The organism is Amycolatopsis sp. NPDC049688 (assembly GCF_040674975.1).
Taxonomy (GTDB): Bacteria; Actinomycetota; Actinomycetes; order Mycobacteriales; family Pseudonocardiaceae; genus Amycolatopsis.
The window spans coordinates 51,160-74,268 of record NZ_JBFANY010000004.1 but is presented as its reverse complement, the minus strand read 5'-3'; the positions used below and the strand labels follow the sequence as shown (position 1 = coordinate 74,268).

Genomic DNA, 23,109 nt, shown 5'->3' with positions numbered 1-23,109 from the left:
GGGCTCACCTCGCCGGTGGGTGCCGCCGGAGTAAATCTTTCGCGATGCCAACGGAATGCGCGGAGCCCTTCCGCCCGAGTGATGCACAGCACTCGTCGGTAGGGTCGTCGGCGTGCGGAAACCAGCTGTGACGAGCGTCCCGATCGCAACCCTGATGGCGGAACGGTGGAGCCCGCGGGCCTACGACGCTTCCGCGTCGGTCACCGACGAGCAGGTGCGGGCCCTTCTGGAGGCAGCCCGCTGGGCACCGTCGTTCGGCAACACCCAGCCGGCCCGCTACCTGGTGGGCGTTCGTGGCACGCCGGCGTTCGACGCGATCCTTTCGACGCTGAACTCGGGCAACCAGGCCTGGGCGCACCGGGCCGGCCTGCTGCTGGTCGGCGTGATGGTGACGACGAACGAGAAGGGTCCGGTGCCGTACGCCGAGTACGGGCTCGGGCTGGCTTCGGAGAACCTCGTGCTGCAGGCGGTGGAGCTGGGGTTGATCGCCCACCAGATGGCGGGCTTCTCCCCGGACGCGGTCCGGGCGGCGTTCTCGCTGCCGGAGGACGCCGTCCCGAAGGTGGCGATCGCGGTGGGGTCGGTGGCGCCGCCGGAGGTGCTCGAGGAGGACTGGCGGATCGAGCGGGAGAAGGCCGAGCGGGTGCGGCTGCCGCTGGAGGAGTTCGCGTTCACCGACGAGTGGGGCAAGCCCGCGCTATGACGCCCCGCCCACCCTGCGGATGACCTTCGCCAGGATCCCGGACACCACGAGCCAGAAGATCGCCGCGATGCCGTAGTTCACCAGCACGCGCAGCTTTCCGTCACTCGGCGTGAACAGGTCGCTGAAGCCCAGCGCCAGGCTGTCCGCCCAGGACTTCACGAACGAGACGATGCCGTTGGCCGGGTTGGCCGAGCCGACCGTGAAGATCACGTGGATCACCAGGAACGCGGCGAAGACCAGCCCGATCCAGCGGACGATCGACGCCACCACGGAAGCCACCCGGCCCCCGGTCTGGCGCCAGTCGACGGGGGCGCGCCGGGAGACGCGCGTTTCCTCCGACGACGACTCTGCGTGCTCACCCATGCCCGCAGTTTCGCACGGCAACCGGCCGATTGCTACCCACAAGTAACCGAGTGGGTAACAGATGCATCGCGGCCCGGCTTCCCTCCGCGCACGTTCGCTGGTTATGGTGGGGCCGTGGCGCGTGCTCTCCTGCTTCGCTGCCGCGACGGGGCCTGACCGGACCGGCTCCCCGTCGCGGGGCTTCGTGGTGCCGGTCGCACCCGTCGAGCTGGAGACACCCCAAATCCCATGAGCAAGATCCGCAAACCCTCCCGTCCCGCGCCCGCTGACCAGCCCGCCTGGAACACCCAGCGCGGCACGTCCATGCCGGTCCACCGCTACCGCCCCTGGTACGACCTGGTCGAGAACATCGACCTGCCCGACCGCACCTGGCCCGAAAAGCGCATCGAGCGCGCGCCGCTGTGGTGCGCCGTCGACCTGCGGGACGGCAACCAGGCCCTGATCGACCCGATGTCGCCCGCGCGGAAGCGCAAGTTCTTCGACCTGCTGGTCCGCATGGGCTACAAGGAGATCGAGGTCGGCTTCCCGGCCGCGTCGCAGACCGACTTCGACTTCGTCCGCGAGATCATCGACGAAGGCGCCATCCCGGACGACGTCAGCATCCAGGTGCTGAGCCAGTGCCGCCCGGAGCTGATCGAGCGCACCTTCCAGGCGCTCGACGGCGCGCCGCGCGCGATCGTCCACATCTACAACTCGACGTCGATCCTGCAGCGCCGCGTGGTCTTCCGCGAGGAGCGCGAGGGCATCAAGAAGATCGCCACGCAGGGCGCCGAAATGGTCGTCGACCTGGCCGCGAAGCACCCCGACACGGACTTCCGGTTCCAGTACTCGCCGGAGTCCTACACCGGCACCGAGCTGTCCTACGCCCTCGAGGTCTGCAACGCCGTCACCGACATCTGGCAGCCGACGCCGGAGCGGCCGGTGATCCTGAACCTGCCGGCCACCGTCGAGATGGCCACCCCGAACGTCTACGCCGACTCGATCGAGTGGATGAGCCGGAACCTGGGCCGCCGCGACTCGGTGATCCTGTCGCTGCACCCGCACAACGACCGCGGCACCGGCATCGCCGCCGCCGAGCTGGGCTACCAGGCCGGCGCCGACCGGATCGAGGGCTGCCTGTTCGGCAACGGCGAGCGCACCGGCAACGTCGACCTGGTCGCGCTGGGCATGAACCTCTACAGCCAGGGCATCGACCCGCAGATCGACTTCTCCGACATGGACGAGATCAAGCGGACGGTCGAGTACTGCAACCAGCTGCCGGTACCCGAGCGCTCGCCGTGGGGCGGCGACCTGGTGTTCACCGCGTTCTCCGGCAGCCACCAGGACGCGATCAACAAGGGGCTCGACGCGATGAAGGACGCCGCCGACAAGGCCGGCGTACCCGTCGACGAGCACCCGTGGGAGGTCCCGTACCTGCCGATCGACCCGAAGGACGTCGGCCGCACGTACGAGGCCGTGATCCGGGTGAACTCGCAGTCCGGCAAGGGCGGCGTCGCCTACATCATGAAGGCCGAGCACCAGCTCGACCTGCCGCGGCGGCTGCAGATCGAGTTCTCGAAGGTCATCCAGCGCTACACCGACTCCGAGGGCGGCGAGGTCGACCCGACCACGATGTACAACGCCTTCGCGGCCGAGTACCTGGAGCTGAAGACGCCGCTGGAGCTGGTCCGCCAGCACGTCCGCGACAACGGCGACGGCGAGTACGACATCACCGCGACGGTCCGCGTGGAGGGTGACGAGCACGAGGTCACCGGCCGCGGCAACGGCCCGATCGCGGCGTTCTTCGACGCGCTGTCGACGGTGGGCTTCGACCTGCGCCTGCTGGACTACAGCGAGCACACGCTCTCCCCGGGCGACGACTCGCGCGCGGCGTCGTACATCGAGTGCGCGATCTCGGACCGGGTGTTCTGGGGCATCGGCATCGACCCGTCGATCGTCACGGCGTCGCTGCGCGCGGTCGTCTCGGCGGTGAACCGCGCCAACCGGTGAAAGCGGAGCGGTTGGTCGCGCTGTTGTTCACGCTGCAACGGCGGCGCAGCGCGACCGCCGCTGAGCTCGCCCTCGAGCTCGGCGTCTCCGAACGCACGATGCACCGCGACCTCGCGGCCCTGCGCGACGCGGGCGTTCCCCTGTGGACGGAGCAGGGCCGCCACGGCGGCTTCCGCCTGGTCGACGGCTGGCGTGCCGGGCTCGACGGCCTCACTGCGCGGGAGGCGGTCGCGTTGTTCGCGTTGGGGGTCCCGTCGGCGCTCGCGGGCCTGGGCCTGGACACGGCGGGCAGCGCGGCACGGGCGAAGGTGACCGCGGGAATGCCGGCTGAGCTGCGGGAACACGCGGCTCTGGTGGCCGGGCGGTTCCATCTCGACGCCCCGGGCTGGTTCGGCTCACCGGACGAGCCGCCTGCATTGGCGACCGTCGTCCAGGCGGTGTGGTCCCAACGGCGGGTGTCGGTCTCCTACCGGCGGCGGGACAAGGTGGCTTCGCGGGAGCTGGAGCCGCTGGGGCTGGTGCTGAAGGCGGGCGTTTGGTACCTGGTGGCGCGGGTGGTCCCGGACGACGCTTTGCGGACGTACCGGGTGTCGCGGATCCTCTCGGTGGCCTCGTCGGAGGTGTCGTTCGACCGGCCCCCGGAGTTCGACCTGGCCGGCTGGTGGCGTTCGTCCTCGGCGGCGTTCGAGCAGGTGGCGCGGCCGTTGTCCGTGCGCGCCCGGCTGAACCGGACGGCGGTGCGGGAGCTGCGCCGGGTGTTCGGCGGGGAGCACCTGGCGGACACGGTGGTTTCCCTCGGGACACCGGACGACCACGGCTGGGCCGAGGCCGAGCTCGCCCTGGAAGACGGCGAGATCGGCCTCGGCCAGCTGGTAGCGCTGAGCCCGGGGGTCGAGGTGCTGGACCCGCCCGAGCTGCGGGCGGCCTTGGCCGCGGTCGGCGCGGAGCTGGCCGCCCGCAACGCTCAGCGGTAGCCGGTGGTGTCCGCCGGCTTTCCCGCGTCCGCCACCTCCCGCATGTACCGCCAAGCGTCCGGCCGGCTGCCGTCGACGTCGTCCACGCCGTACTCCTTCGCCAGCTGGCCGCTGCTCACCGTCTGCCCGTTCCACCTCGCCCGCTCGGGGTCCGCCGCCAGCGCCACCACCGTTCTCCCGCAGAACGTCGGCGTCTCCGAAATCGCGAAGTGCGGCACCCGCTCGCAGGCGTCGCGCCAGTTGTCCTCCGTGACCCCGTAGATCTCCAGCATCGCCTCCGACCGCAGGTACCCCGGCGTGAACGCGACCGCGGTCGCCCCGAACGAAGCCAGCTCCGCCGCTTCGCCGATCGCCAGCAGGTGCGCCGACGCCTTCGCCAGGTAGAACGGCAGCGAAGTGCCTTCGCGGTACTTCGCGTTGTACTCGGCCGTCCCGTCGGTCAGCTCGACGACCAGGCCGCCCGGCTTGCCGATCAGCCGCGGGAACAGGAAGTGGCTGGTGATCAGGTGCGCGTCGATGCCGAGGCGGAGCATCCGCAGGCCCGCGTCCAGGTCGTGCTCCCACACCGGCTTGCCCCAGCCCAGGTGCTTGTCACCACCCCAAAGGCCGTCGACCAGGATGTCGAGCGGGCCGACCCGCTCGGCCAGCGCCTCGACCTCGGCCGGGACCAGGTGGTCCACGCGGATCGCTTCCGCCCGGCCGCCCGCCTTTTCGATCAGCTCGGCCGTCTCCTCGATCGTCTCCGGACGGTCCACTTCGGACCGCCCGGCGCGGGTGGTCCGGCCCGTCACGTACACGAAGGCGCCCGCCCGGCCCAGTTCCACCGCGATGGCCCGGCTCGCGCCGCGGGTGCCGCCCGCCACCAGGGCGGTTTTTCCGGAAAGTGTGTTCATGCGCCCAGCCTCACGGCGAACCATGACAACTCCTGGCATGGTTTCGCGAACCTGTGGACCAGCTGTCGGGTTGCTGTGAGTCCCCGGTGATCGGGAGTGGTTCGCCGCTGGCGGGCGGTTAATGGAGGGGTGGACGGATCGACGGCGGGACTGCTGGTGCTGTTCGTCGTCGCGCTCGTGCCGCTGCTGCCCACCGAGGTGACCATCCTCGGCATGGGCATCTCGGCGGCGCAGGGCGGGACGTCGCTGGCGCTCGTGATCGCCGTGGCGAGTGCCGGGTGCCTGGTGTCCGACCAGGCGCTCTACGCCCTCGGCCGGTTCGGTGGCCGGGCGGCGCTGGACCGGCTGGGCCGGCGGCGGAAGATCGCCGCCGGCCTCGGCTGGCTCGACGGGCGGCTGCAGCGCCATCCCCGGCCGGTGCTGGTGGTCGCCCGCTGGCTGCCGTGACATCCGGGGCTTCGCCCCGGGCCGGGGGCTCCGCCACCCGGACCCCCGAAAGAGGGCGTGGGCGGCACCCTGGGCGCCCTCCTCGCCGGATCGCTCCGGTGGCCGATGGCGGAGTTCGTCACCGCCTCGGCCGTCGGCGTCACACTCTGGACGTCGTACGTGGCCTTCCTCGGCTACGCCGGCGGCCGGATCGTCACCGAACCCGGGATCAGCCTGCTGCTCTCCCTGGCGGTGGCCCTGATCCTGGGTTCGGTGCTCACCTACGGCGTGAAACGGTCGGCTAGAGCGCTTTGAGGATGTCCGCCGGCTCGGTCCGCGTGACGAAGTCCGGGTGGACGTCGATGTACCGGATCACCCGGTCGCGGCCGACCACGACCACCGCCGGGTGGACCAGCTCCCAGCTGCCGTTGACCTCCTCGAGGTCGGTACCCAGCGTCTTCATCGCCTCGCGCACGACATCGGAAACCGGATAGCTCAGCCCGAGACTCCGCCCCACGGTGCTGCCGACGTCCGAAAGCACGGGAAACGCCAGGTCCGGCGCCGGGCCGTCCGGCTTCTGCGGGCTGATCGCCGCGAGGGTCGCGCCGCGCTTCTCCAGCTCGGGCAGCAGCTCCTGCTGGTAGGTGCGCAGCGTCAGGTTGCAGTACGGGCACCACTGGCCGCGGTAGAACACGAGCACCGCCGGCCCGTCGGCCACGAGCTCGGCCAAGCCGATCGGCGCCCCGTCGGCTGCCGGCAGCGTGAAGTCCTCGATCTCGGCGCCCACCTCGGCGAAGTCCGTCGCGGCACGGCGGCGGTCGGCGTCGAGGACCTCGGCGATCTCCGGCGGCAGGGCGCTGCGGAGCTGGTGGTTCAGCCCGGTCAGGGCGGTTTCGAGCGTCATGGATCCCCCTAGCTGATTGTACTGATCGGTACAGTGTGCCGAACTGTACTATTCAGTACATGGAGACGCAAGCGGCCTCGACCCCGCGCGGCCAGCGGACGCGGGACGCGATCGTCGACGCGGCCGCCGCGCTGATGTACGTCGACGGCGTCGCGGGCACGAGCGTCGACAAGGTGCTGGCCGCGAGCGGGGCCGGGAAATCGCAGATGTACCACTACTTCAAGAACAAGGAACAGCTGGTCGAGGCCGTGATCGACCGGTACCTCGAGCAGATCCTCGGCAACCAGCCGGCGATCTTCACGCTGGCTTCCTGGGCCGATTTCGAGACCTGGACCGAGCAGCTGCTCGATGTCCACCGCCGCGCCGGCGGCCCGATCGCCTGCCCGCTGGGCAACCTCGCCGGCGAAGTGGGCGACAACCCGAAGCTCGCGCCCCTGGTCGACCGGGCCTACCGGACCTGGGAGTCCCACCTGGAGCGCGGGCTCGTCACCCTGCGGGACAAGGGAGAACTCGACCCGGACGCCGATCCGGCACGGCTGGCGCAGGCGGCGATGACGTCCGTCCAAGGTGGACTGCTGCTGGCGCACATCCGGCACGACCTCACGGCGCTGGAGGACGCGCTGGGCATCGCGCTCACTTATTTGCGCGGCTTCAAGCGGTGAGCTGACCGACCTCGGCGCGCAGTTCTTCGATCACCTGGGCCACCGCCGGGCGCTGGCGGGCGCCCGTCCGGCAGACCGCCTCGACCAGCCGGGCCGCGCGGATGCCGGCCAAGGGCCGCCCGACCAGGCCGCTGCCGGGCCCGGTGGTCATCGTGTAGCGCGGCAGCAACGCGATCCCGTGGCCCGCGGCGACCAGCCGTTCGGTGATCCGGAAGTCGTTGATCCGCTGGACGACCACCGGCCGGACGCCGGTGCGGATGGTCAGCGAGCGCAGCACGTCGTCCACCGGGAAGCCGAAGTCGACGCTGATCCAGCGCTCGTCCGCCAGCTCGGCCAGCTCCACGCGGCGCCGGCTCGCCAGCCGGTGCCCGGCCGGCAGCGCGACGTCGAGCGGCTCCCGCAGCAGCGGCACCACGTCGAGCCGTCCGGAGTCGAACTCCGGCGCGTGCTCGTCGCGGTGCGCCACGACGACGTCGTAGTCCGCGACCAGGCCGGGCACCTCCGGCGGCGTCATGTCGACGTCCCGGACGTCGACCTCCAGGCCGTCGTACCCGGCGACGCGGGTCAGCAGCCCCGGCAGCAGCATCAGGCCGGCCGACTGGAAGATCGCGATCCGCACCCGCCCGCGCGGCGCGCTGCGGTAGGTGTCCAGTTCGGACTCGGCCCGCTCGAGCGCGGCGAGCACCTCGTCGGCGCGGGCGACCAGCGCGCGGCCCGCGTCGGTCAGCCGCAGGCCCCGGCCGGCCGGCTCGGTGAGCGGCAGGCCGACCTCGCCCTGCAGCGCCCGCAACTGCTGCGAGACCGCCGACGGCGTGCAGTGCAGCGCCCGCGCGGCGGCCGTCACGCTGCCGCGGTCGGCGAACTCGCGCAGGGTGCGCAACCGGCCGAGATCCACGCGGCCACTGTACTTGAAGCACAGCTACACGGTTCCTGCAGATATTCTCGCTGGTCCTTCACGGTCGCCGTTGACACAGTGGAGGCATGCCTGCCCGTGATCGCCTGCTCGCCGTGCTCGTCGCCGTCCTGTGGGGCCTCAACTTCCTCGCCATCCACGCCACGCTCGGCCAGTTCCCGCCGGTGTTCGCGGGGGCGCTGCGGTTCGCCGTGATCGCCGTGCCGACGATCCTGTTCGTGCCGTGGCCGAGGGTGCAGGTGCGGCACCTGCTCGGCTACGGGCTGGGGTTCGGCACCGGGCAGTTCGCGTTCCTGTTCATCGCGATGGACACCGGGATGCCGACCGGGCTGGCGTCGCTGGTGCTGCAGGCGTCGGCGCCGTTCACGGTGCTGCTCGGCGCGGTGTTCCTGCGCGAACGCGTCACCGGCCACCAGCTGGCCGGGATCGCGCTGGCGGTGGCCGGGATGGCCGCGATCGCCTGGCAGCAGTCCGGGCACGCCGCCCTGCTGCCGATGGTCCTGACGTTGCTGGCCGCGCTGAGCTGGGCGTTCGGCAACCTGAGCACGCGGCGGGCCGAGCCGGACAACCCGCTGCACTTCACGCTGTGGATGTCGGTGGTGCCGCCGCTGCCGATGTTCGCGCTGTCGCTGGTCATGGAGGGCCCGGCCGCGCAGTGGCGTTCGCTGACGACCCTCGGCACCCCGGCCGGGCTGACGGCGCTGGGCGGCCTGGCCTACGTGGTGCTGATCGGCACGGTGGTGGGTTCGGGCCTGTGGACGACGCTGATGCGCCGCAACCCGGCCGGCGTGGTGTCGCCGTTTTCGCTGCTGGTGCCGGTGGTCGGGCTGACGGCGTCGTTCCTGGTCCTCGGCGAGCGGCCGACCTGGCTGGAGGTCGGCGCCGCCGTCGTCGTGATCGCCGGGGTGCTGCTGGGCTCGCTGCGGAGGGCACCCAAGCGGGAGCTCGTCGCGGTTTAGGCGGCGGTCTCTTCCTTGGTTTCCACTTCCTCGGGGTGCTTGCGGCCGAGGCGCTTCTTCATGACGACGAAGGCGACGGCACCGATCACGACGGCGGCCACCAGGCCGTACTTGGAGAAGTCGCCGAGCCACTTCTCGGCGGCCTCGCCGACGTAGTAGATGAGGGCGGTCGTGCCACCCGCCCAGGCGATGCCGCCGAGCGCGTTGGCGATCAGGAACTTCGGGTAGTGCATGCGCAGCGACCCGGCGAGCGGCCCGGCGAGAATCCGCAGGAAGGCGATGAACCGGCCGAAGAACACGGCCCACATGCCCCGTTTGTTGAAGATCCGTTCGGCGTTGGCGATGTGGGTGGGCCCGAAGTGCTTCGGGAATTTCCGCCCGGCCCAGGCGAACAGCCGTTGCCCCCCGGTTTTCCCGATCAGGTACCCGATGCTGTCCCCGACGATGGCCCCGGCACTGGCCACGACACCGACCCACAACGCGCTCAGGCTGGGATGGGTCAGGGTGAGCAGGGCGGCGCTGACCAGCACCACCTCACCGGGCAGCGGGATACCGAGGCTTTCGACCATGATCACCCCGCCGACGATGAGGTACACGGCGATCGGCGGGATCGACTCCAGCCACTGGTTGATGTGCACTGCCCGTACCCCCTGGTACATGTCCGATTGGGTTCGCTTTCCGCAGGGTACCGGGGCCGTGGTCACGCGGCGGCATCCTCAGGTATTGCCCTGGGTACGACTTTGGTCGGGGTCGGCGGTTTCCGGACGCTTCCGCTGCAGCCCGCCGACCACACCCCCCTGCCGAAGTTGTCCACAGGCTCCACCCCCATGTGGACAACTCCGGCCGAAGGCTCACCGACCGGCGGATTCCGTCGGCGGCGGCCGATACGCTGGACCCGGGGGGGCGCCCCCGCGGGCCGGCGGGGTTCCGGCAAAGCCGGGCGGCCTCGCGCGAGCCGAGCGCCCGCGCGAGCCGGAGCCGGAGCCGGAGCCGGAGCCGGTCAAGGCTTCAGGTCGACCGCCGCCCGCAGTGTCGCGTCCATGTAGAACGGCACCGAATCGTGCACGTGCGTGATCCGCCACTCGCCGTCCTCCCGGCGGAAGCACACCGTCGACCGGAACCACAGCTCGAACCCCGCCGGTGCCCCCTTCGGCGTCGTCGCCAGCCGGTTCAACGCGTGGCACCAAGCGATGTCGCCGCCGACCGTCACCTCCAAGTCCCGGGTCTCGTACTCGATCGGCCCCTCGAACGTCTCGAACCACGCCTGCCGCGCCGCGACGTCGATGACCTCCGCCCCGCGGTGCACCAGCGGCGGGGCCAGCGTGAACGCCACGACGTCCGGCGAGTAGTGGGAGCCCAGCGTCGAAGCGTCGCGGGCCGTCATCGCCACCTCACGGGCCGCCATCAGGTCGCGGATCTGCTGCTCACTCATGCCATTCTCCTCAAGGTCGGTGCTTGCACAGGAGACGTAGGCGCCGCCGGACGGATTTCGACAGGAGACTCCGGTGAAATATGTGGTCCTGATCTACGGCAACCCCGAGTCGCGCGCCGCGTGGGAGGGCATGAGCGACGAGCAGCGGGCCGCCGGGCTCGCCTACTACCAGCAGCTCAACGACGATCTCGATGCCTCCGGCGAGCGGATCGTCTCCGAGCGGCTCGCCTTCCCGGAACTGACCAAACAGGTGGGCATCACCACCGACGGGCCGTTCGCCGAGGCCAAGGAGTTCCTCGCCGGCTTCTACCTGCTCGACTGCGAGAGCGAAGACCGCGCCCTCGAGATCGCCGCCAAAGTTCCGGAGGCGTCCTTCGGCAAGGTCGAGGTCCGGCCGGTGATGGGGTTGCACGGGCCCGAGCTGTGACGGGCGTCGAGAGCCTGCTCCGCGAGCTCGCGCCGCAGGTGCTCGCCGCGCTCGTCCGGCGGTACGGCGACTTCGACGCCTGCGAAGACGCCGTTCAAGAGGCGCTGCTGGCCGCCTCGCAGCAATGGCCGGCCGAGGGGATCCCGGATCACCCGAAGGGGTGGCTGATCACGACCGCGTCCCGGCGGCGCATCGAGCAGTGGCGCAGCGAGACCGCGCGACGACGGCGGGAAGAGGCCGTCGCCCAGAACGAGCCGCCCGGCCGAGAGCCCGTCAGCGGCGTCGACGACACCCTGACCCTGCTGCTGCTCTGCTGCCACCCGGCGCTGCCGCGGCCGTCGCAGGTCGCCCTCACCCTGCGGGCCGTCGGCGGGCTGACCACCGCCGAGATCGCGCGGGCCTTCCTCGTCCCCGAGGCCACGATCGGCCAGCGCATCAGCCGCGCGAAACAGAAGCTGAAAGGCGAACGGCTCGCCGGCGATCAGCGTCCCGAACGCCTGGCTGCGGTGCTGCAGGTGCTGTACCTGATCTTCACCGAGGGCCACACGGCCAGCTCGGGCGCCACGCTCAGCCGCGTCGACCTGACCACCGAGGCCATCCGGCTGGCCCGGCAGCTGCACACCGAACTCCCGGACGACGGCGAGGTCGCGGGCCTGCTCGCGCTCATGCTCCTGACCGAGGCCCGCCGCCCGGCCCGGGCCGACGCGACCGGCGCCCTCGTCCCGCTGGCCGAACAGGACCGGACCCGCTGGAACCGCGCGTTCATCGACGAAGGCGTCGCGCTGATCACCAAGGCACTCGCGACCACCCCCGTCGGCCCGTACCAGCTGCAGGCGGCGATCGCCGCGGTCCACGACGAGGCCGCGACCAGCGAAGACACCGACTGGGCCGAGATCCTCACGCTCTACGACCTGCTGCAGGTCGTCGCGCCCGGCCCGATGGTGACGCTGAACCGCGTGGTCGCGTTCGCGCAGGTCAACGGCCCGGAAAAGGGGCTGGCCGAGCTGGGTGAAGCGGCGAAGCACCTCGCGCGGCACCACCGGGTCGACGCCATCCGCGCACACCTGCTCGAAAACGCCGGTGACCTGGCCGGCGCCCGCGAGGCCTACCTGGCCGCCGCCCGGCGGACGCTGAGCCTGCCGGAACAGGCGTACCTGCAGTCCCGGGCCAAAAAGCTGGAGAAATGAGAACGGCCGGCCGGGACGAGGCCCGGCCGGCCGTTCTCAGCAGAACATCAGAGGATCTCGGCTGCGGTGCCGACGTCCGGCGGGCCCAGATCGGGGTTGAGCGCTCCGGTGAGCTCCACCAGCTCCGGCTCCACCTCGTGCGGCTGGATGCGCCCGTCGCGGATGTCCTCCGCGTAGTGGCACGCCACCCGGTGCCCGCCGCCGATTTCGCGCAGCTGCGGGCGGTCGGTGTCGCACAGGCTCGCCTGCCGCCACGGGCACCGCGTGTGGAAGCGGCAGCCCGACGGCGGGTTGGCGGGCGAGGGCAGGTCACCGGCGAGCAGGATCTGCTCGCGGGTGTCCTCGACCTGCGGGTCCGGCACCGGGATGGCCGACAGCAGCGCCCGCGTGTACGGGTGCAGCGGGTCCCGGTACAGCGAGTCCGCGTCGGTCTCCTCGACCAGCGCACCCAGGTACATCACGCCGATGCGGTCGGAGATGTGCCGCACCACCGCGAGGTCGTGCGCGATCACCACGTACGTCAGGCCGAGCTGGTCCTGCAGGTCCTCCAGCAGGTTGACCACCTGGGCCTGCACCGAGACGTCCAATGCGGACACCGGCTCGTCGGCGACGATCAGGTCCGGCTCCACCGCCAGCGCCCGCGCGATGCCGATGCGCTGGCGCTGCCCGCCCGAGAACTCGTGCGGGTACTTCCGCAGCGACGTCTCCGGGAGGCCGACCGCCGCCAGCAGCTGCCGCAGCCGCCGCTGGGTGGCTTCCTTGTCCTTGTCGAGGCCGTGCGCGTGCATGCCTTCGACCAGGATCGACTCGACCGACTGGCGCGGGTCCAAACTGGACATCGGGTCCTGGAAGATCATCTGCATCCGGCGCCGGGCCTTCCGCAGTTCCTCCCCCTTGAGCTGCGCGACGTCGGTGCCGTCGAACTTCACGGAACCGGCGGTCGGCTCGTTGAGCCGCAGGATCGCCCGGCCCAAAGTGGACTTGCCGCAGCCGGACTCGCCCACCAGGCCGTAGGTTTCGCCGCGGCGGATGGCCAGGTCGACGCCGTCGACCGCGTAGACGTGCCCGACCGTCCGGTCGAACACGACGCCGCTCTTGATCGGGAAGTGCACCTTGAGGTCGGTGACCTCGAGCAGCACGTCACCAGCAGGACGGGTCATCGGGTTCCTCCTCCCGCGGCGACCGCGGGCCGCACGGGGTTGTGACAGCGCAGCAGCCCGCCCCGGTCGGGCACCAGCTGCGGCTGGACCTCGCGGCAGACCGGCAGCGCGTTCGGGCAGCGCGGCGCGAAGGCGCACCCGTGGTCCCACGGGATGTTGTCGGACACCGAACCCCGGATCGGGATGAGCTTCTCGCCGCGGCCCGCGTCCAGGCGCGGGATCGAGGCCAGCAGGCCGTGCGTGTACGGGTGCCGCGGCTCGGCGAACAGCTGGTGCCGCTGCGCCCGCTCGACGATCTTGCCGCCGTAGAGCACGTTGACCTCGTCGCACAGCCCGGCGACCACGCCGAGGTCGTGCGTGATCATGATCAGCGCGGTGCCGGTGTCCTGCACCAGTTCCCGCAGCAGCGCCAGGATCTGCGCCTGGATGGTGACGTCCAGCGCGGTGGTCGGCTCGTCGGCGATGAGCAGCCGGGGCCGGCACGCCAGCGCGATGGCGATCAGCGCGCGCTGCCGCATCCCGCCGGAAAGCTGGTGCGGGTACTCGGAAAGCCGGCGCGACGGGTCAGGGATGCCGACCTTGTCGAGCAGGTCCACCGCTTCGACGGACGCCGCCTTGCGCGACATCCCGCGGTGGCGCTCCAGCACCTCGGTGATCTGCAGCCCGATCGGGATGACCGGGTTCAGCGAGGACAGCGGGTCCTGGAACACCATGCCGAGGTCGCGGCCGCGGCGGTCGCTCATGTCCTTCGTGGACAGCTTGAGCAGGTCGGTGCCTTCGAAGCGCACCGAACCGGTGACCTTGTTGCCGCGCTTGGCCAGCAGCCGCATGATCGCCAGCGACGTCACGGACTTGCCGCAGCCGGACTCGCCGACCAGGCCGACCGTCTGGCCCGGCTCGACGTCGAAGCTGACGTTGTCGACCGCGGTGAACGACTGCTCGCCACGGCGGACGAACTGGACCGTGAGGTCACGGACTTCAAGGAGTGCCATCGGTGTTCACCGCCTGTTCTTCGGGTCGAGGGCTTCGCGGAGGGACTCGCCGAGCAGCGTGAACCCGAGCGCGACGATGATGATCGCGATCGCCGGGTAGTACGCGAGCTCGGGCCGGACGTCGAGGAACTGCCGGGCACCCTTGCTCAGCATGATGCCCCACTCCGCCCGGTTCGGGTCCGGGTCGCCCAGGCCGAGGAACGACAGCGCCGCGGCCTCCAGGATGGCGGTGGCCAGGGTCAGCGTGGCCTGCACGATGACCGGCCCGAGCGAGTTCGGCAGCATGTGCCGGAACACGATCGCGCCGCGCTTCACGCCCAGCGACGTCGCCGCGAGGACGTGGTCACTGCTGCGCTGGGTCAGCATCGAGCCGCGCAGCAGCCGCGCGAAGATCGGCACGCCGATCAGCGAGACGGCGAGGATCACCGTCCACTGGCTCGGCTTGGCGAACAGCGCCGCGACCGAAATCGCCAGCAGCAGCGACGGCACCGACAGCATGACGTCGACCAGTCGCATGAGGACGGTGTCGACCCAGCCGCCGAACGCGCCGGCGAGCCCGCCGATGATGATGCCGAGGAGTACGCCGATCACCGTGGCCAGCACGCCGACGAGCAGGGTGTTCTGCGCGCCGACGATCAGCCGCGACAGCTCGTCGCGGCCGAAGTCGTCCACGCCGAGCGGGAAACCGGGCTGGCTGCCCGGGATGATCCCCTGGCCGAGGGCGACCTTGTCCTGCAGGTAGCGCTCGAACGGGTCCTTGGGCGCGATCAGCGGCGCGAACACCGCCAGCAGCACGAACAGGCCGGTGATCACGCCACCGGTGATGGCGACCGGGCTGCGCAGCATCCGCCGCAGGGCTTCGCGGCCGAGGCTGTTCCCGCTCGCCGCGGCCAGCTTGTCGATCGGCTCTTTCTTCTTGTTCAGCAGAGTGTTCATCGCACACGCACCCTCGGGTCGATGATCCCGTACGAGACGTCGACCAGCATGTTCACCAGCACGTACACCAGCGCACCGAAGAGCAGCAGCGCCTGGAGCCGGGGGTAGTCACGCCGTTCGATGCCTTCGGCCAGCAGGAATCCGAGGCCGCGGAAGTTGAACACGCGCTCGGTGAGCACCGCGCCGCCGAGCAGCGCGCCGGTCTGCAGGCCGATGGTGGTGACCACCGGGAGCAGGCCGTTGCGCAGCACGTGCCGGCGGCGGACCACCGGCTGCGTGAGGCCCTTCGAGTTGGCCGTGCGGATGAAGTCCTCGTTGAGCACTTCGAGCACCGACGCGCGGGTGATCCGGGTGATCACCGCGAGCGGGATGGTGGCGAGCGCGAACGCCGGGAGGATCAGGTGCTTGATCGCGTCCCAGACGGCGTCCCACTCGCTGGTCATGATGCCGTCGAGGACGGCGAAGTTGGTGATGGCGGTCGCGTCCAGCCCGGCGGTCTGCCGTCCCTGCGACGGCAGGCCCAGCGGCCCGGCGAGCAGGTCCTGCATCATGTAGCCGAGGAAGAACACCGGCACCGCGACACCGATCAGCGTCAGCACGATGATCACGTTGTCGGCGACGCCACCGCGGTGGCGGGCCGAGAGGTAGCCGGCCGGGATGCCGATGACCACCGCGATGATCATCGCGGAGATGCCCAGCTCGATGGTGGCCGGCAGGAACGTGCCGATCTCCGACATCACCGGCTGGGTGGAAACCAGCGAGGCGCCGAAGTCACCGGTGATCGCGCGGCCGAGGAACTTGAAGTACTGGATGATGACCGGCTGGTCGAGCCCCAGCACGTGGTTGAGGTTGGCGATCTTCTCCGGCGTTGCCTTGTCGCCGAGGAGGGCGGCCGCGGGCCCTCCGGGCAGCGATCGCAGCCAGGCGAAGACCAGGATGGACAGGATGAGCAGCGTCGGGATCGCTTGTAGCAGCCGACGCACGAGAAAACGGAGCACTTGCAGTCCTTAGGTGGCAGCCCGCTGAGTACGGAACATGGGGTGGGCGCGGTAGCGCCCACCCCATGCCTCGCGGCGTTGAACCGTCAGTTCACGGTCACGGTGTTGAACCGCTCGTCGGTCAGCGGGCTGGCGACCAGACCCTTGACCTTCGGGCCGACCACGATGGCGGGCGGGCCGTAGGAGATCGGGATGGCCGGCAGGAAGTCCATGATCTGCTTGTTGACTTCCTGGTACGCCTTGGCGTGCGCGTCGCCGGCGGGCGAAGCGTCCGCGGCGGCCAGCGCCTGGAACAGCTGCGGGTTGTCGAAGCCGAACTCCTTCTTCGTGCGACCGAAGAAGGTGCCGACGAAGTTCCCGGCGTCGTTGTAGTCACCGGTCCAGCCGAGCAGGTGGAGGTCCTGCTTGCCGAACTTCTGGACGTCGTCCTTGTAGCCACCGTTCCACGGCTTGGCGACCGGCTCGATCTTGATGCCGATGGCCTTCAGGTCCTCCGAGATCGAGGTGAAGACGTCCGCCGGGTTCGGCATGTACGGCCGGGTGACCTCGGTCGGGTAGTAGAACTTCAGCGTCAGGTTCGTCGCCCCGGCCTCCTGCAGCAGCTGCTTGGCCTTCTGCTGGTCGAACGGGTACTTGGTGACGTCGTCGGTGTAGCCGGAGATCGTCTTGGGCACGAACTCGTTGGCGACCTCGGCACCCTCGGGCAGCTTGCTCTTCACGAACTGCTCGCGGTTGATGCCGTAGGCCAGCGCCTGGCGGACCTTGAGGTCCTTCAGCTTCTCGCCGGCCGGGCCCGACTGGTTGATGCCCAGGTAGAGCACGTTGAACGGCGGGCGCACCAGCACCTGCTCGCCCTCGTTGCGCAGCAGGCCGTAGTCCGCGGGCGCCGGGTAGTCGTAGCCCTGGATGTCGCCGGCCTTGAGCGCCTGCTTGCGGGCGTTCTCGTCCGGGATCACCTTGAAGATGAGCTTGTCGAGCTTGGCCGTCTGGGTCGGGCTGGTGTCGTTCTTGGACAGGGTGATCTCACCCTTGCCCTGGTCCCAGCCGTCGAACTTGAACGGGCCGGTGCCGACCGGGTGCTTGTTCGCGTACTCGCTGTAGGTGAACGAGTCGCCGGACTGGGTGACCTCGTCCGCCTTGTACTGCTTGAGCGCGGTCGGGCTCTGCATCGCGAACGACGGCAGGGTGAAGGCCGCGGGGAACGCACCCTTCGCCTTGTTCAGGTTGACCACCGCGGTCGCCGGGTCCTTGGCTTCGCAGCTCTTGTAGACCGGGTCGCTGTAGTCGGTGCTCTCGTTCTTGGCGAACCCGCCGAAGACGTCGGCGTAGTAGATCATCTGGCTCTGGGCGGCGGCGCCCTTCATGTTGTACCAGCGGTCGAAGTTGAAGCAGACCGCGGTCGCGTCGAACGGGGTGCCGTCGGAGAACTTCACGCCCTGCTTGAGGGAGAAGGTCCAGGTCTTGCCGTCGTTGCTGGGCTCCCACTTCTCGGCGAGGGAGGGCTCCAGGTCGGCCGTGCCCGGCTTGTTCTGGATCAGCGTGTCGAAGATCTGCCGGGTGATCCGGAAGGTCTCGCCCTCGTCGTTGAAGATCGGGTCGAACAACTTCGGGTTACCGGCCGCGCCGAAGATCATCGTGCCCCCGGAACCACCCCCTGCGCCCTCGTCACGCTTGGATTCCGCACAGGCGGACAGCGAAACCGCGAGCGCGCCGCTCAGCCCGATCAGGGCCACGCGGCGTGTTCGGGTCAGCCGCAATTGCTGCATCTGGCACCCCTTGGGAGATGTTTCGGGTTCAAAGTCACCGTCCGGTCGGTCAGGAACTCGACGGACGATCGGTGTGCCCCGCGACACTAGCGGGAACTCGGCCCAGGCTTAAGTACGTGAGGTTACGATCGCGCTACGTGGGCACCGATTTGACCGCAATGTGTCCGTAAATCGCGACAGAATGTGACTATCTGTGCGCGCTGGCTGCATGCGGTGCCGGATCACTAACTCAGATGGCGGTACCAAGATTAGTCCGCTCGTGTTGCAACCGCTCGTCGACTTGATCGATCCGGAGCGGGTCGCGCACGCAGGGTGACGGGCCGGCCTCCTACGAAAGTCGGGTTCCGGCCGCCGCGGCCGTCCCGTCGACGGCGAACCAGCCGCGCTCGAACCGTTGCCAGCGGCCCAGTTCGGCCCGTGCGGCCTCGCCGTCCCTGGCGACGGTCCTGGCCAGCCGCGCGGCCTCCGGGCCGCCCTCGAGCCAGCAGAGGTGCGAAAGCAGGGGTCTTACCGAAGTGCGGCCGCTGGAAACGCCCTCCAGCACGAGCACGTCCGGCACGGCCACCCGGACGAGCTCCCCCGGCCGGGGCACCCCGGTGGTCCAGTCCATCCGCCGGTAGGTGCCGGGCCGGCCGTCGGCCAGGGGACGCAGGACGCCTTCGACGAGCCGGGGCCACCACGCGACCGGGTCGTCCCACGTCGCGAAGGCGTCGGTGCTCACCAGCGCGGTGCGGCAGCCGCGGGCCCGGAGCCCGGCGACGATCCGGGCGGCGAACGTGGACTTCCCCGCCCCCGACGGGCCGTCGACGGCCAGCACCCGCACCCCGCCCAGCCGCGCGGGGGCGGCCAGGAGGGTTTCGATCAGGGTGTCACTTGCTGACGCGCTCGACCTCGGGAAGCCCTTTGACGTCGTCGGGAGCCGCCGTCTTCGCCTCCAGCTCGGCGATCCGGCTCGCCAGCTCGCGGCGGCTGTCCTCGAGCTCACAGCGCAGCAGCGCGATCTCCTCGATCGAGGTGCGCACCTCTTCCTCGAGGTGCCCGACCTCGGTGGACAGGTGCAGCGACACGAGCGCCAGCACGACGCCGGCCAGGAGGAAGACGAAGTTCGACGGCGTCTGCACGCCGGTGTGGAGGGCCAGGAACTCGGCGGCCTGCGGGACCACCGCGAGCACGACGACGCCGATCGCGACGACCAGCCACACGCCCGCGTACTTCTCGCGCAGCTTCCGCCGCCGCATCATCTCGATGACGACGAACAGGACGATGCAGGCGACGACGATGCTGAGGATGCGCCAACCGGCCATTTCCACTTCCCCTTACGCCGAGTCGGACGAGTCGACCGCCGGGCGGCGGCGCACCAGCGCCAGCAGCAGCGCCAGCCCGGCCCGGCTCAGGTAGACGGCCGACTTCACGGGCGAGTGGCTGGGCGTGCCGGCCACCCGCTCCCGCATGACGACCGGGATCTCCTTGATGGTCAGCTTGGCCCGGATGGCCATCACCAGCGACTCCACGGTGTCACCGAGGTACTCCGCGGGGTAGTAGCCGGCGAAGAGCCGGATCGCGCGCGGCCCCATCGCCTTGAAGCCCGACGTGACGTCGGTGAGCCTGGTCTTCGCCAGCCGCGAGAACACGAGCGAGAGCGCGACCATCGCGTACTTGCGCGGCCCGCTGGCCTTGTAGGAACCCTTGCCGGCGAACCGGGAGCCGATCACGATGTCCGCGTCGTCCAGGCCGCGCAGCAGGGCGTCGAGCTCGTCGGGGTCGTGCTGGCCGTCCGCGTCCACCTGCACGACGACGTCGTAGCCGCGGGCGGCGGCGTACCGGAACCCGGTGCGCATCGCCCCGCCGACGCCGAGGTTCACGGCGAGCCGGGCCACCTCGGCCCCGGCCGCTCGGGCGAGCTTGGCGGTGTCGTCGACCGAGCCGTCGTCGACGACGAGCAGGTCGCCGTCCGGCAGGGCGCGTTTGACCTGCTCGATGACCGACGCGACACTCGCCGACTCGTTCAGCGCGGGCATCACGATGAGCACCCGGCGGCTGGTCACGGACGTCACCGAAGACACTGACACGCGATCACTCTAGCCCTTCACTTCCCGTGACCGGCCGCGGACCCTGGCGCCGCTCCCGCCGTGACGACACCCTGCTGGCCCTCGATCTCGTAGACGGACGCGCCGGGGTTGCGGAACACGAGCTTGAAGCCGGGGTCGGATTCCAGGTGGTCGAGGCCGACGCCGTTCTTCGTCGTCGCCGTGACGTGGCCCGAGCCGACGAACACGTACCGGACCTTGAGGTCGGTCAGTTCCTGGCGCACCTTGGGGTACTTGTTGATGTCGTTGAGGAACACGCTGAGGTACCCGGACGGGGTGTTCGGTTCGGCGCCGTAGAAGGTCCATTCGACCGGCTGGACGCCGTTGAGCGCGTACATCCACACCGAGCCGTCGGCCTTGCCGTTCATCACCCGCTCGCCCGGCGCCACGTGCGCGGCGAGCCAGCCGAACGCCTGGCGCTCGTCGTTGCTGACCGTCGGGCCGCCGCTGTAGTTGAGCTGCAGGCGGGCGGCGTTGCGGCCGATGTAGCCGCCCCGGCTCAGGCCGCCGACGACGACGGCGATCAGCACGACACCGACCGCGACGAGGGTCGCGGGGCGGACGTTCGGCAGCCGGGTACCCGCCTTGCCCGCGAACCAGCGGGCCGCGGTCTCGGTGAACTCGCCGAACGCGACCGCGCCGGCCAGCGGGACCAGCGCGCCGATCCGCCAGTGGTCGTTGTAGAAGATGCCGGTCAGGGTGTGGATGAGCGGCGTCTCCAGCGACACGGTGGCCGCGAACAGGCCGCCGAACACGACGTACGCCGCGACCATCCACACCATGCGCCGGTGCTTGGCCAGCAGGAAGATGCCGATGATGGCCGGCACGCCGATCCACCACTGCGGGAACGCCGCCATCGGCGAGAACGTGATCGTCTCGCCGAGGCCGCCGCTGACCGTCGCGTCCGAGGCCCAGAACGCGCTCGTCACGCCACCGGCGTTGTAGAGCGAAGGCAGCGCCAGCGGCAGCCCGCAGACCACGGCGAGCACGACGGTCGCGGCCAGCGAGGGCGCGGACCGGCGCCAGTCGATGCGCTCGAACTTGAAGAGCACGGCGAACAGGATCAGCAGGAAGTACACGACGACGACGAACGCGACGCTGGTGTGCAGCCCGATCAGGCCGGCGACGGCGACCCCGATCGCCACCGGACCGGCCAGGCCCCGCGGCTCCAGCAGCAGGCGGGCCAGCGCGAGCGCGGCCGGGATCAGCGCGACCCCGGCGACGTACGGCCACAGCGGGCCGCGCCACAGCGAGTCGTACGGGAAGTTGGTGAACGACGCCGAGACCGCCGCGGCCGCGGCGACCGCGAGCGGCGGCATCCGCCACACGTGGCACATCGCGGCGACGCCGATCGGCACGCACAGGATGACGGTGAGCGCCGCCATGTTCAGCGTCGGCATCATCGCCAGGCCGGCCTTGTCGAAGACCAGCGCGAGCAGGGCGTGGTAGGTGTCCGGGTAGAAGTAGTTCGTCTGGCCCGGCAGGTTCGCGATCGTGCCGACGGTCGACGGCCGGGCGTCGCCGTGCTCGGCGATCCAGCGGACCAGGTTGGCGTGGAACGGCGCGTCCCAGCCCTGCTGGACCTGGTTGAGGCCGCGCGCGCCGCGCAGGAACGTGACGATCCCGATCAGGCTGCCGGCCAGGACGCCGGCCCCCATCAGCAGGTGTTCGCGCAGCGACCGGGCGGGTGCCGCCGCGGCGGCGTCCTGTTCGGCCCAGCCGGGGTGCCGCCGGGCGGTGAACCGCAGCACGAGGAACGCCAGCCCGAAGCCGACAGCGGACAGCAGGAGTGTCCACAGGGCGACGTCCAGGATGTCCCAGCGGATCCCGAGCCCGCCGAGCACCGGCACACCGAGGCTCACGACGCCGAACGTCAGCAGCGGCGCGGCCGCGGCGAGCAGCCAGCCGCGGAGCCGGATCGCCGCCCCGAAGACGAGGCCAGGCAGCCAGAAGGCGAGCACGACCAGAAGTACGTTCATGGTTTTCCGCTAACCAACCTCACCGGCGTTTCACGCCGACCTGTCCGGGGTACGGCCGGGGTCACCCTACTGGGACGTCCGGAGCGGCCTGCACGTTGCCCGGCCGTCGCAACACGAAGACCAGCACGACCACCAGGCCCAGCGTCGGCCCCCCGGCCAGGCCGGCGACGGCCCGGAGGATCGGGTCGCCGGGCACGAGCAGCAGGATCGCCGCGGTCGAGACCGCGACCACCGCCCACGTGACGAGCACCTTGTTCGCCTCTTTGCGGGCCACGAGCACGGCCGTCATCAGCTGCAGCGCCGTGAGCAGGACCGCGCCCCACACCATCCACGCCACCCACCAGCCCTGGGCGACGAAGTCCTTGTCGTAGAGCAGGGTGACCAGCCACGGCCCGATCAGCCAGCCGACCAGGGCGCCGACCACGCCGACCACGACCGTGCCGAGCGCACCGGCGGCGAGGAGCTTCCGCAGCCGGTGCCGCCCGTCTTCGGTGCCCGAAAGCCGGACGACCGTCGGCACCGCGAGCGCCTGCAGCGGGGACAGCAGCAGCAACGGCACCCGGGAGACGGTGAGCGTCGCGAACAGGACGCCGACGTCCCGCGCGGACCCGCCGGGCGCGAGCAGGCTGACCATCGCCGGGTAGCCGGTGATGACGCTCGCGGTGAGCGCGGCGCCCGCCATCAGGACGAGGATCCGGCCGGTCACCGGCCCCCAGCTCTCGCCGTCGGCGTGCAGGTCGACCAGGCCGCCGACCGGCCGGACGAACAGCAGCCACGCGAAGGAGCCGGCGGCCGCCGCGATCGCGAACGACGTCACGCCGGTCAGCCCGGCGGCGGCGATCCCGAGCAGCACGACCACCCGGACCGCGGCCTCGGCCACGACCAGTCCCGAGTACGGCTTGATCCGCTGCTGCCCGACGAGCAGGCCACGCGCGGCGAACTGGCAGGCGAACGCGACCGCGCCGCACAGCACGATGACGCCGAGTGCGGCGTTCCCGCCGTAGAGCCGGTCCGACAGCACCGGCACGGCCAGAGTCAGGGCCGCGACGACGGCGACGGTCACCGCGCCGACGGTCAGCGCCCGCAACGCGGGTTTGCCCGCCTTGCCGCCGTCGAGCGCGGCCACCGCGGACTGGCGGGACAGCTCCTGCTCGAGCGGCGACAGCGCGCTGCCGAGGCCCATCAGGATGCCCCAGAACGACAGGTAGACCTTGCTGTTCACGGGGCCGAGCCAGCGCGTCGCGACCACGGTCAGCACGTACCCGAGCGCGATGGCGACCAGCAGCGAGATGCCGATCTTCCCGGCCGAGCGCCCGGTCTCCTTCGCCAGGCTGCGCCCGTCGGTCTCGTCGGTCATCG

General features: G+C 70.7%; 23 protein-coding genes and 1 pseudogene. 8 read left to right on the top strand and 16 right to left on the bottom strand.

Annotated elements, in window-relative coordinates; translation table 11 throughout:
- Positions 1–112: 112 nt before the first annotated feature.
- On the top strand, positions 113–703 hold the full coding sequence (locus tag AB0J55_RS15690) for a nitroreductase family protein (protein WP_364248305.1): 591 nt from the start codon (positions 113–115) through the stop codon (positions 701–703).
- Here the strand turns inward: AB0J55_RS15690 and AB0J55_RS15685 are convergent.
- The gene (locus AB0J55_RS15685) at positions 698–1,066 is read right to left on the bottom strand and encodes a hypothetical protein (RefSeq protein WP_364248303.1); all 369 of its coding nucleotides are present in this window, start codon (positions 1,064–1,066) and stop codon (positions 698–700) included. The genes AB0J55_RS15690 and AB0J55_RS15685 overlap by 6 nt on opposite strands.
- Before the next feature lie 228 nt (positions 1,067–1,294).
- On the opposite strand from AB0J55_RS15685, the gene leuA reads away from it, so the two are divergent.
- Both leuA and AB0J55_RS15675 read left to right on the top strand, forming a co-directional pair.
- Positions 1,295–3,055: a 2-isopropylmalate synthase gene (gene leuA, locus AB0J55_RS15680; protein ID WP_364248301.1), complete on the top strand. Its 1,761-nt coding sequence runs from the start codon at positions 1,295–1,297 to the stop codon at positions 3,053–3,055.
- Positions 3,052–4,029, top strand: a complete 978-nt coding sequence (locus AB0J55_RS15675; RefSeq protein ID WP_364248299.1) for a WYL domain-containing protein — start codon at positions 3,052–3,054, stop codon at positions 4,027–4,029. Before leuA ends, AB0J55_RS15675 begins: the two co-directional genes overlap by 4 nt.
- On the opposite strand, the gene AB0J55_RS15670 is transcribed toward AB0J55_RS15675, so the two are convergent.
- On the bottom strand, positions 4,020–4,922 hold the full coding sequence (locus AB0J55_RS15670) for an SDR family oxidoreductase (protein WP_364248297.1): 903 nt from the start codon (positions 4,920–4,922) through the stop codon (positions 4,020–4,022). The two genes, AB0J55_RS15675 and AB0J55_RS15670, sit on opposite strands and share 10 nt — an antisense overlap.
- A 129-nt stretch (positions 4,923–5,051) precedes the next feature.
- Between AB0J55_RS15670 and AB0J55_RS15665 the strand changes: the two are divergent.
- Positions 5,052–5,663, top strand: a pseudogene (locus AB0J55_RS15665) (DedA family protein).
- Here AB0J55_RS15665 and AB0J55_RS15660 read toward each other — a convergent pair.
- A complete protein-coding gene (locus tag AB0J55_RS15660; RefSeq protein WP_364248295.1) occupies positions 5,650–6,252 on the bottom strand; it encodes a peroxiredoxin-like family protein in 603 nt (200 codons plus the stop codon). The pseudogene AB0J55_RS15665 and the gene AB0J55_RS15660 overlap by 14 nt on opposite strands.
- A gap of 59 nt (positions 6,253–6,311) precedes the next feature.
- On the opposite strand from AB0J55_RS15660, the gene AB0J55_RS15655 reads away from it, so the two are divergent.
- Positions 6,312–6,914, top strand: coding sequence for a TetR/AcrR family transcriptional regulator (locus AB0J55_RS15655; protein WP_364248293.1), 603 nt, complete (start codon positions 6,312–6,314; stop codon positions 6,912–6,914).
- On the opposite strand, the gene AB0J55_RS15650 is transcribed toward AB0J55_RS15655, so the two are convergent.
- Positions 6,904–7,809 (bottom strand): LysR family transcriptional regulator, encoded by a 906-nt coding sequence (locus AB0J55_RS15650; protein WP_364248291.1) that lies wholly within the window; start codon positions 7,807–7,809, stop codon positions 6,904–6,906. The two genes, AB0J55_RS15655 and AB0J55_RS15650, sit on opposite strands and share 11 nt — an antisense overlap.
- Positions 7,810–7,895: 86 nt before the next feature.
- Here AB0J55_RS15650 and AB0J55_RS15645 point away from each other — a divergent pair, with 86 nt between their 5' ends.
- Complete coding sequence (locus tag AB0J55_RS15645; protein WP_364248289.1) at positions 7,896–8,786, top strand: EamA family transporter; 891 nt, start codon at positions 7,896–7,898, stop codon at positions 8,784–8,786.
- On the opposite strand, the gene AB0J55_RS15640 is transcribed toward AB0J55_RS15645, so the two are convergent.
- Positions 8,783–9,424, bottom strand: a complete 642-nt coding sequence (locus AB0J55_RS15640) for a DedA family protein (RefSeq protein WP_364249495.1) — start codon at positions 9,422–9,424, stop codon at positions 8,783–8,785. The genes AB0J55_RS15645 and AB0J55_RS15640 overlap by 4 nt on opposite strands.
- A gap of 362 nt (positions 9,425–9,786) precedes the next feature.
- A complete protein-coding gene (locus AB0J55_RS15635; protein ID WP_364248287.1) occupies positions 9,787–10,218 on the bottom strand; it encodes an SgcJ/EcaC family oxidoreductase in 432 nt (143 codons plus the stop codon).
- 73 nt (positions 10,219–10,291) lie between these two features.
- On the opposite strand from AB0J55_RS15635, the gene AB0J55_RS15630 reads away from it, so the two are divergent.
- Positions 10,292–10,645 (top strand): YciI family protein, encoded by a 354-nt coding sequence (locus tag AB0J55_RS15630; RefSeq protein WP_364248285.1) that lies wholly within the window; start codon positions 10,292–10,294, stop codon positions 10,643–10,645.
- Positions 10,642–11,832, top strand: a complete 1,191-nt coding sequence (locus tag AB0J55_RS15625) for a DUF6596 domain-containing protein (protein WP_364248284.1) — start codon at positions 10,642–10,644, stop codon at positions 11,830–11,832. Before AB0J55_RS15630 ends, AB0J55_RS15625 begins: the two co-directional genes overlap by 4 nt.
- Positions 11,833–11,879: 47 nt before the next feature.
- Here the strand turns inward: AB0J55_RS15625 and AB0J55_RS15620 are convergent, their stop codons facing one another.
- The 10 genes from AB0J55_RS15620 to AB0J55_RS15575 all read right to left on the bottom strand — a co-directional run bounded on the left by AB0J55_RS15620 (position 11,880) and on the right by AB0J55_RS15575 (position 23,107).
- Entirely contained in the window at positions 11,880–12,992 is a 1,113-nt protein-coding gene (locus AB0J55_RS15620; RefSeq protein ID WP_364248283.1) for an oligopeptide/dipeptide ABC transporter ATP-binding protein, read from the bottom strand.
- Positions 12,989–13,984 carry an ABC transporter ATP-binding protein gene (locus AB0J55_RS15615; protein WP_364248282.1) on the bottom strand — a complete coding sequence of 332 codons (996 nt, stop codon included), beginning with the start codon at positions 13,982–13,984 and terminating at the stop codon, positions 12,989–12,991. Before AB0J55_RS15615 ends, AB0J55_RS15620 begins: the two co-directional genes overlap by 4 nt.
- A 6-nt stretch (positions 13,985–13,990) precedes the next feature.
- Complete coding sequence (locus tag AB0J55_RS15610) at positions 13,991–14,920, bottom strand: ABC transporter permease (protein ID WP_364248281.1); 930 nt, start codon at positions 14,918–14,920, stop codon at positions 13,991–13,993.
- Positions 14,917–15,918 carry an ABC transporter permease gene (locus AB0J55_RS15605; RefSeq protein ID WP_364248279.1) on the bottom strand — a complete coding sequence of 334 codons (1,002 nt, stop codon included), beginning with the start codon at positions 15,916–15,918 and terminating at the stop codon, positions 14,917–14,919. The genes AB0J55_RS15610 and AB0J55_RS15605 overlap by 4 nt, the downstream gene beginning before the upstream one ends.
- A gap of 86 nt (positions 15,919–16,004) precedes the next feature.
- Positions 16,005–17,684, bottom strand: a complete 1,680-nt coding sequence (locus AB0J55_RS15600; RefSeq protein WP_364248277.1) for an ABC transporter substrate-binding protein — start codon at positions 17,682–17,684, stop codon at positions 16,005–16,007.
- A gap of 328 nt (positions 17,685–18,012) precedes the next feature.
- Positions 18,013–18,516 carry a uridine kinase gene (locus AB0J55_RS15595; protein WP_364249493.1) on the bottom strand — a complete coding sequence of 168 codons (504 nt, stop codon included), beginning with the start codon at positions 18,514–18,516 and terminating at the stop codon, positions 18,013–18,015.
- Between the two features lie 37 nt (positions 18,517–18,553).
- Entirely contained in the window at positions 18,554–18,988 is a 435-nt protein-coding gene (locus AB0J55_RS15590; RefSeq protein ID WP_364248275.1) for a DUF2304 domain-containing protein, read from the bottom strand.
- Positions 18,989–19,000: 12 nt separating this feature from the next.
- Positions 19,001–19,747: a glycosyltransferase family 2 protein gene (locus tag AB0J55_RS15585; RefSeq protein WP_364249491.1), complete on the bottom strand. Its 747-nt coding sequence runs from the start codon at positions 19,745–19,747 to the stop codon at positions 19,001–19,003.
- A gap of 23 nt (positions 19,748–19,770) precedes the next feature.
- Entirely contained in the window at positions 19,771–21,750 is a 1,980-nt protein-coding gene (locus tag AB0J55_RS15580; RefSeq protein ID WP_364248273.1) for a DUF6541 family protein, read from the bottom strand.
- Between the two features lie 61 nt (positions 21,751–21,811).
- Positions 21,812–23,107 (bottom strand): hypothetical protein, encoded by a 1,296-nt coding sequence (locus AB0J55_RS15575; RefSeq protein WP_364248271.1) that lies wholly within the window; start codon positions 23,105–23,107, stop codon positions 21,812–21,814.
- Between the last annotated feature and the right edge of the window lie 2 nt (positions 23,108–23,109).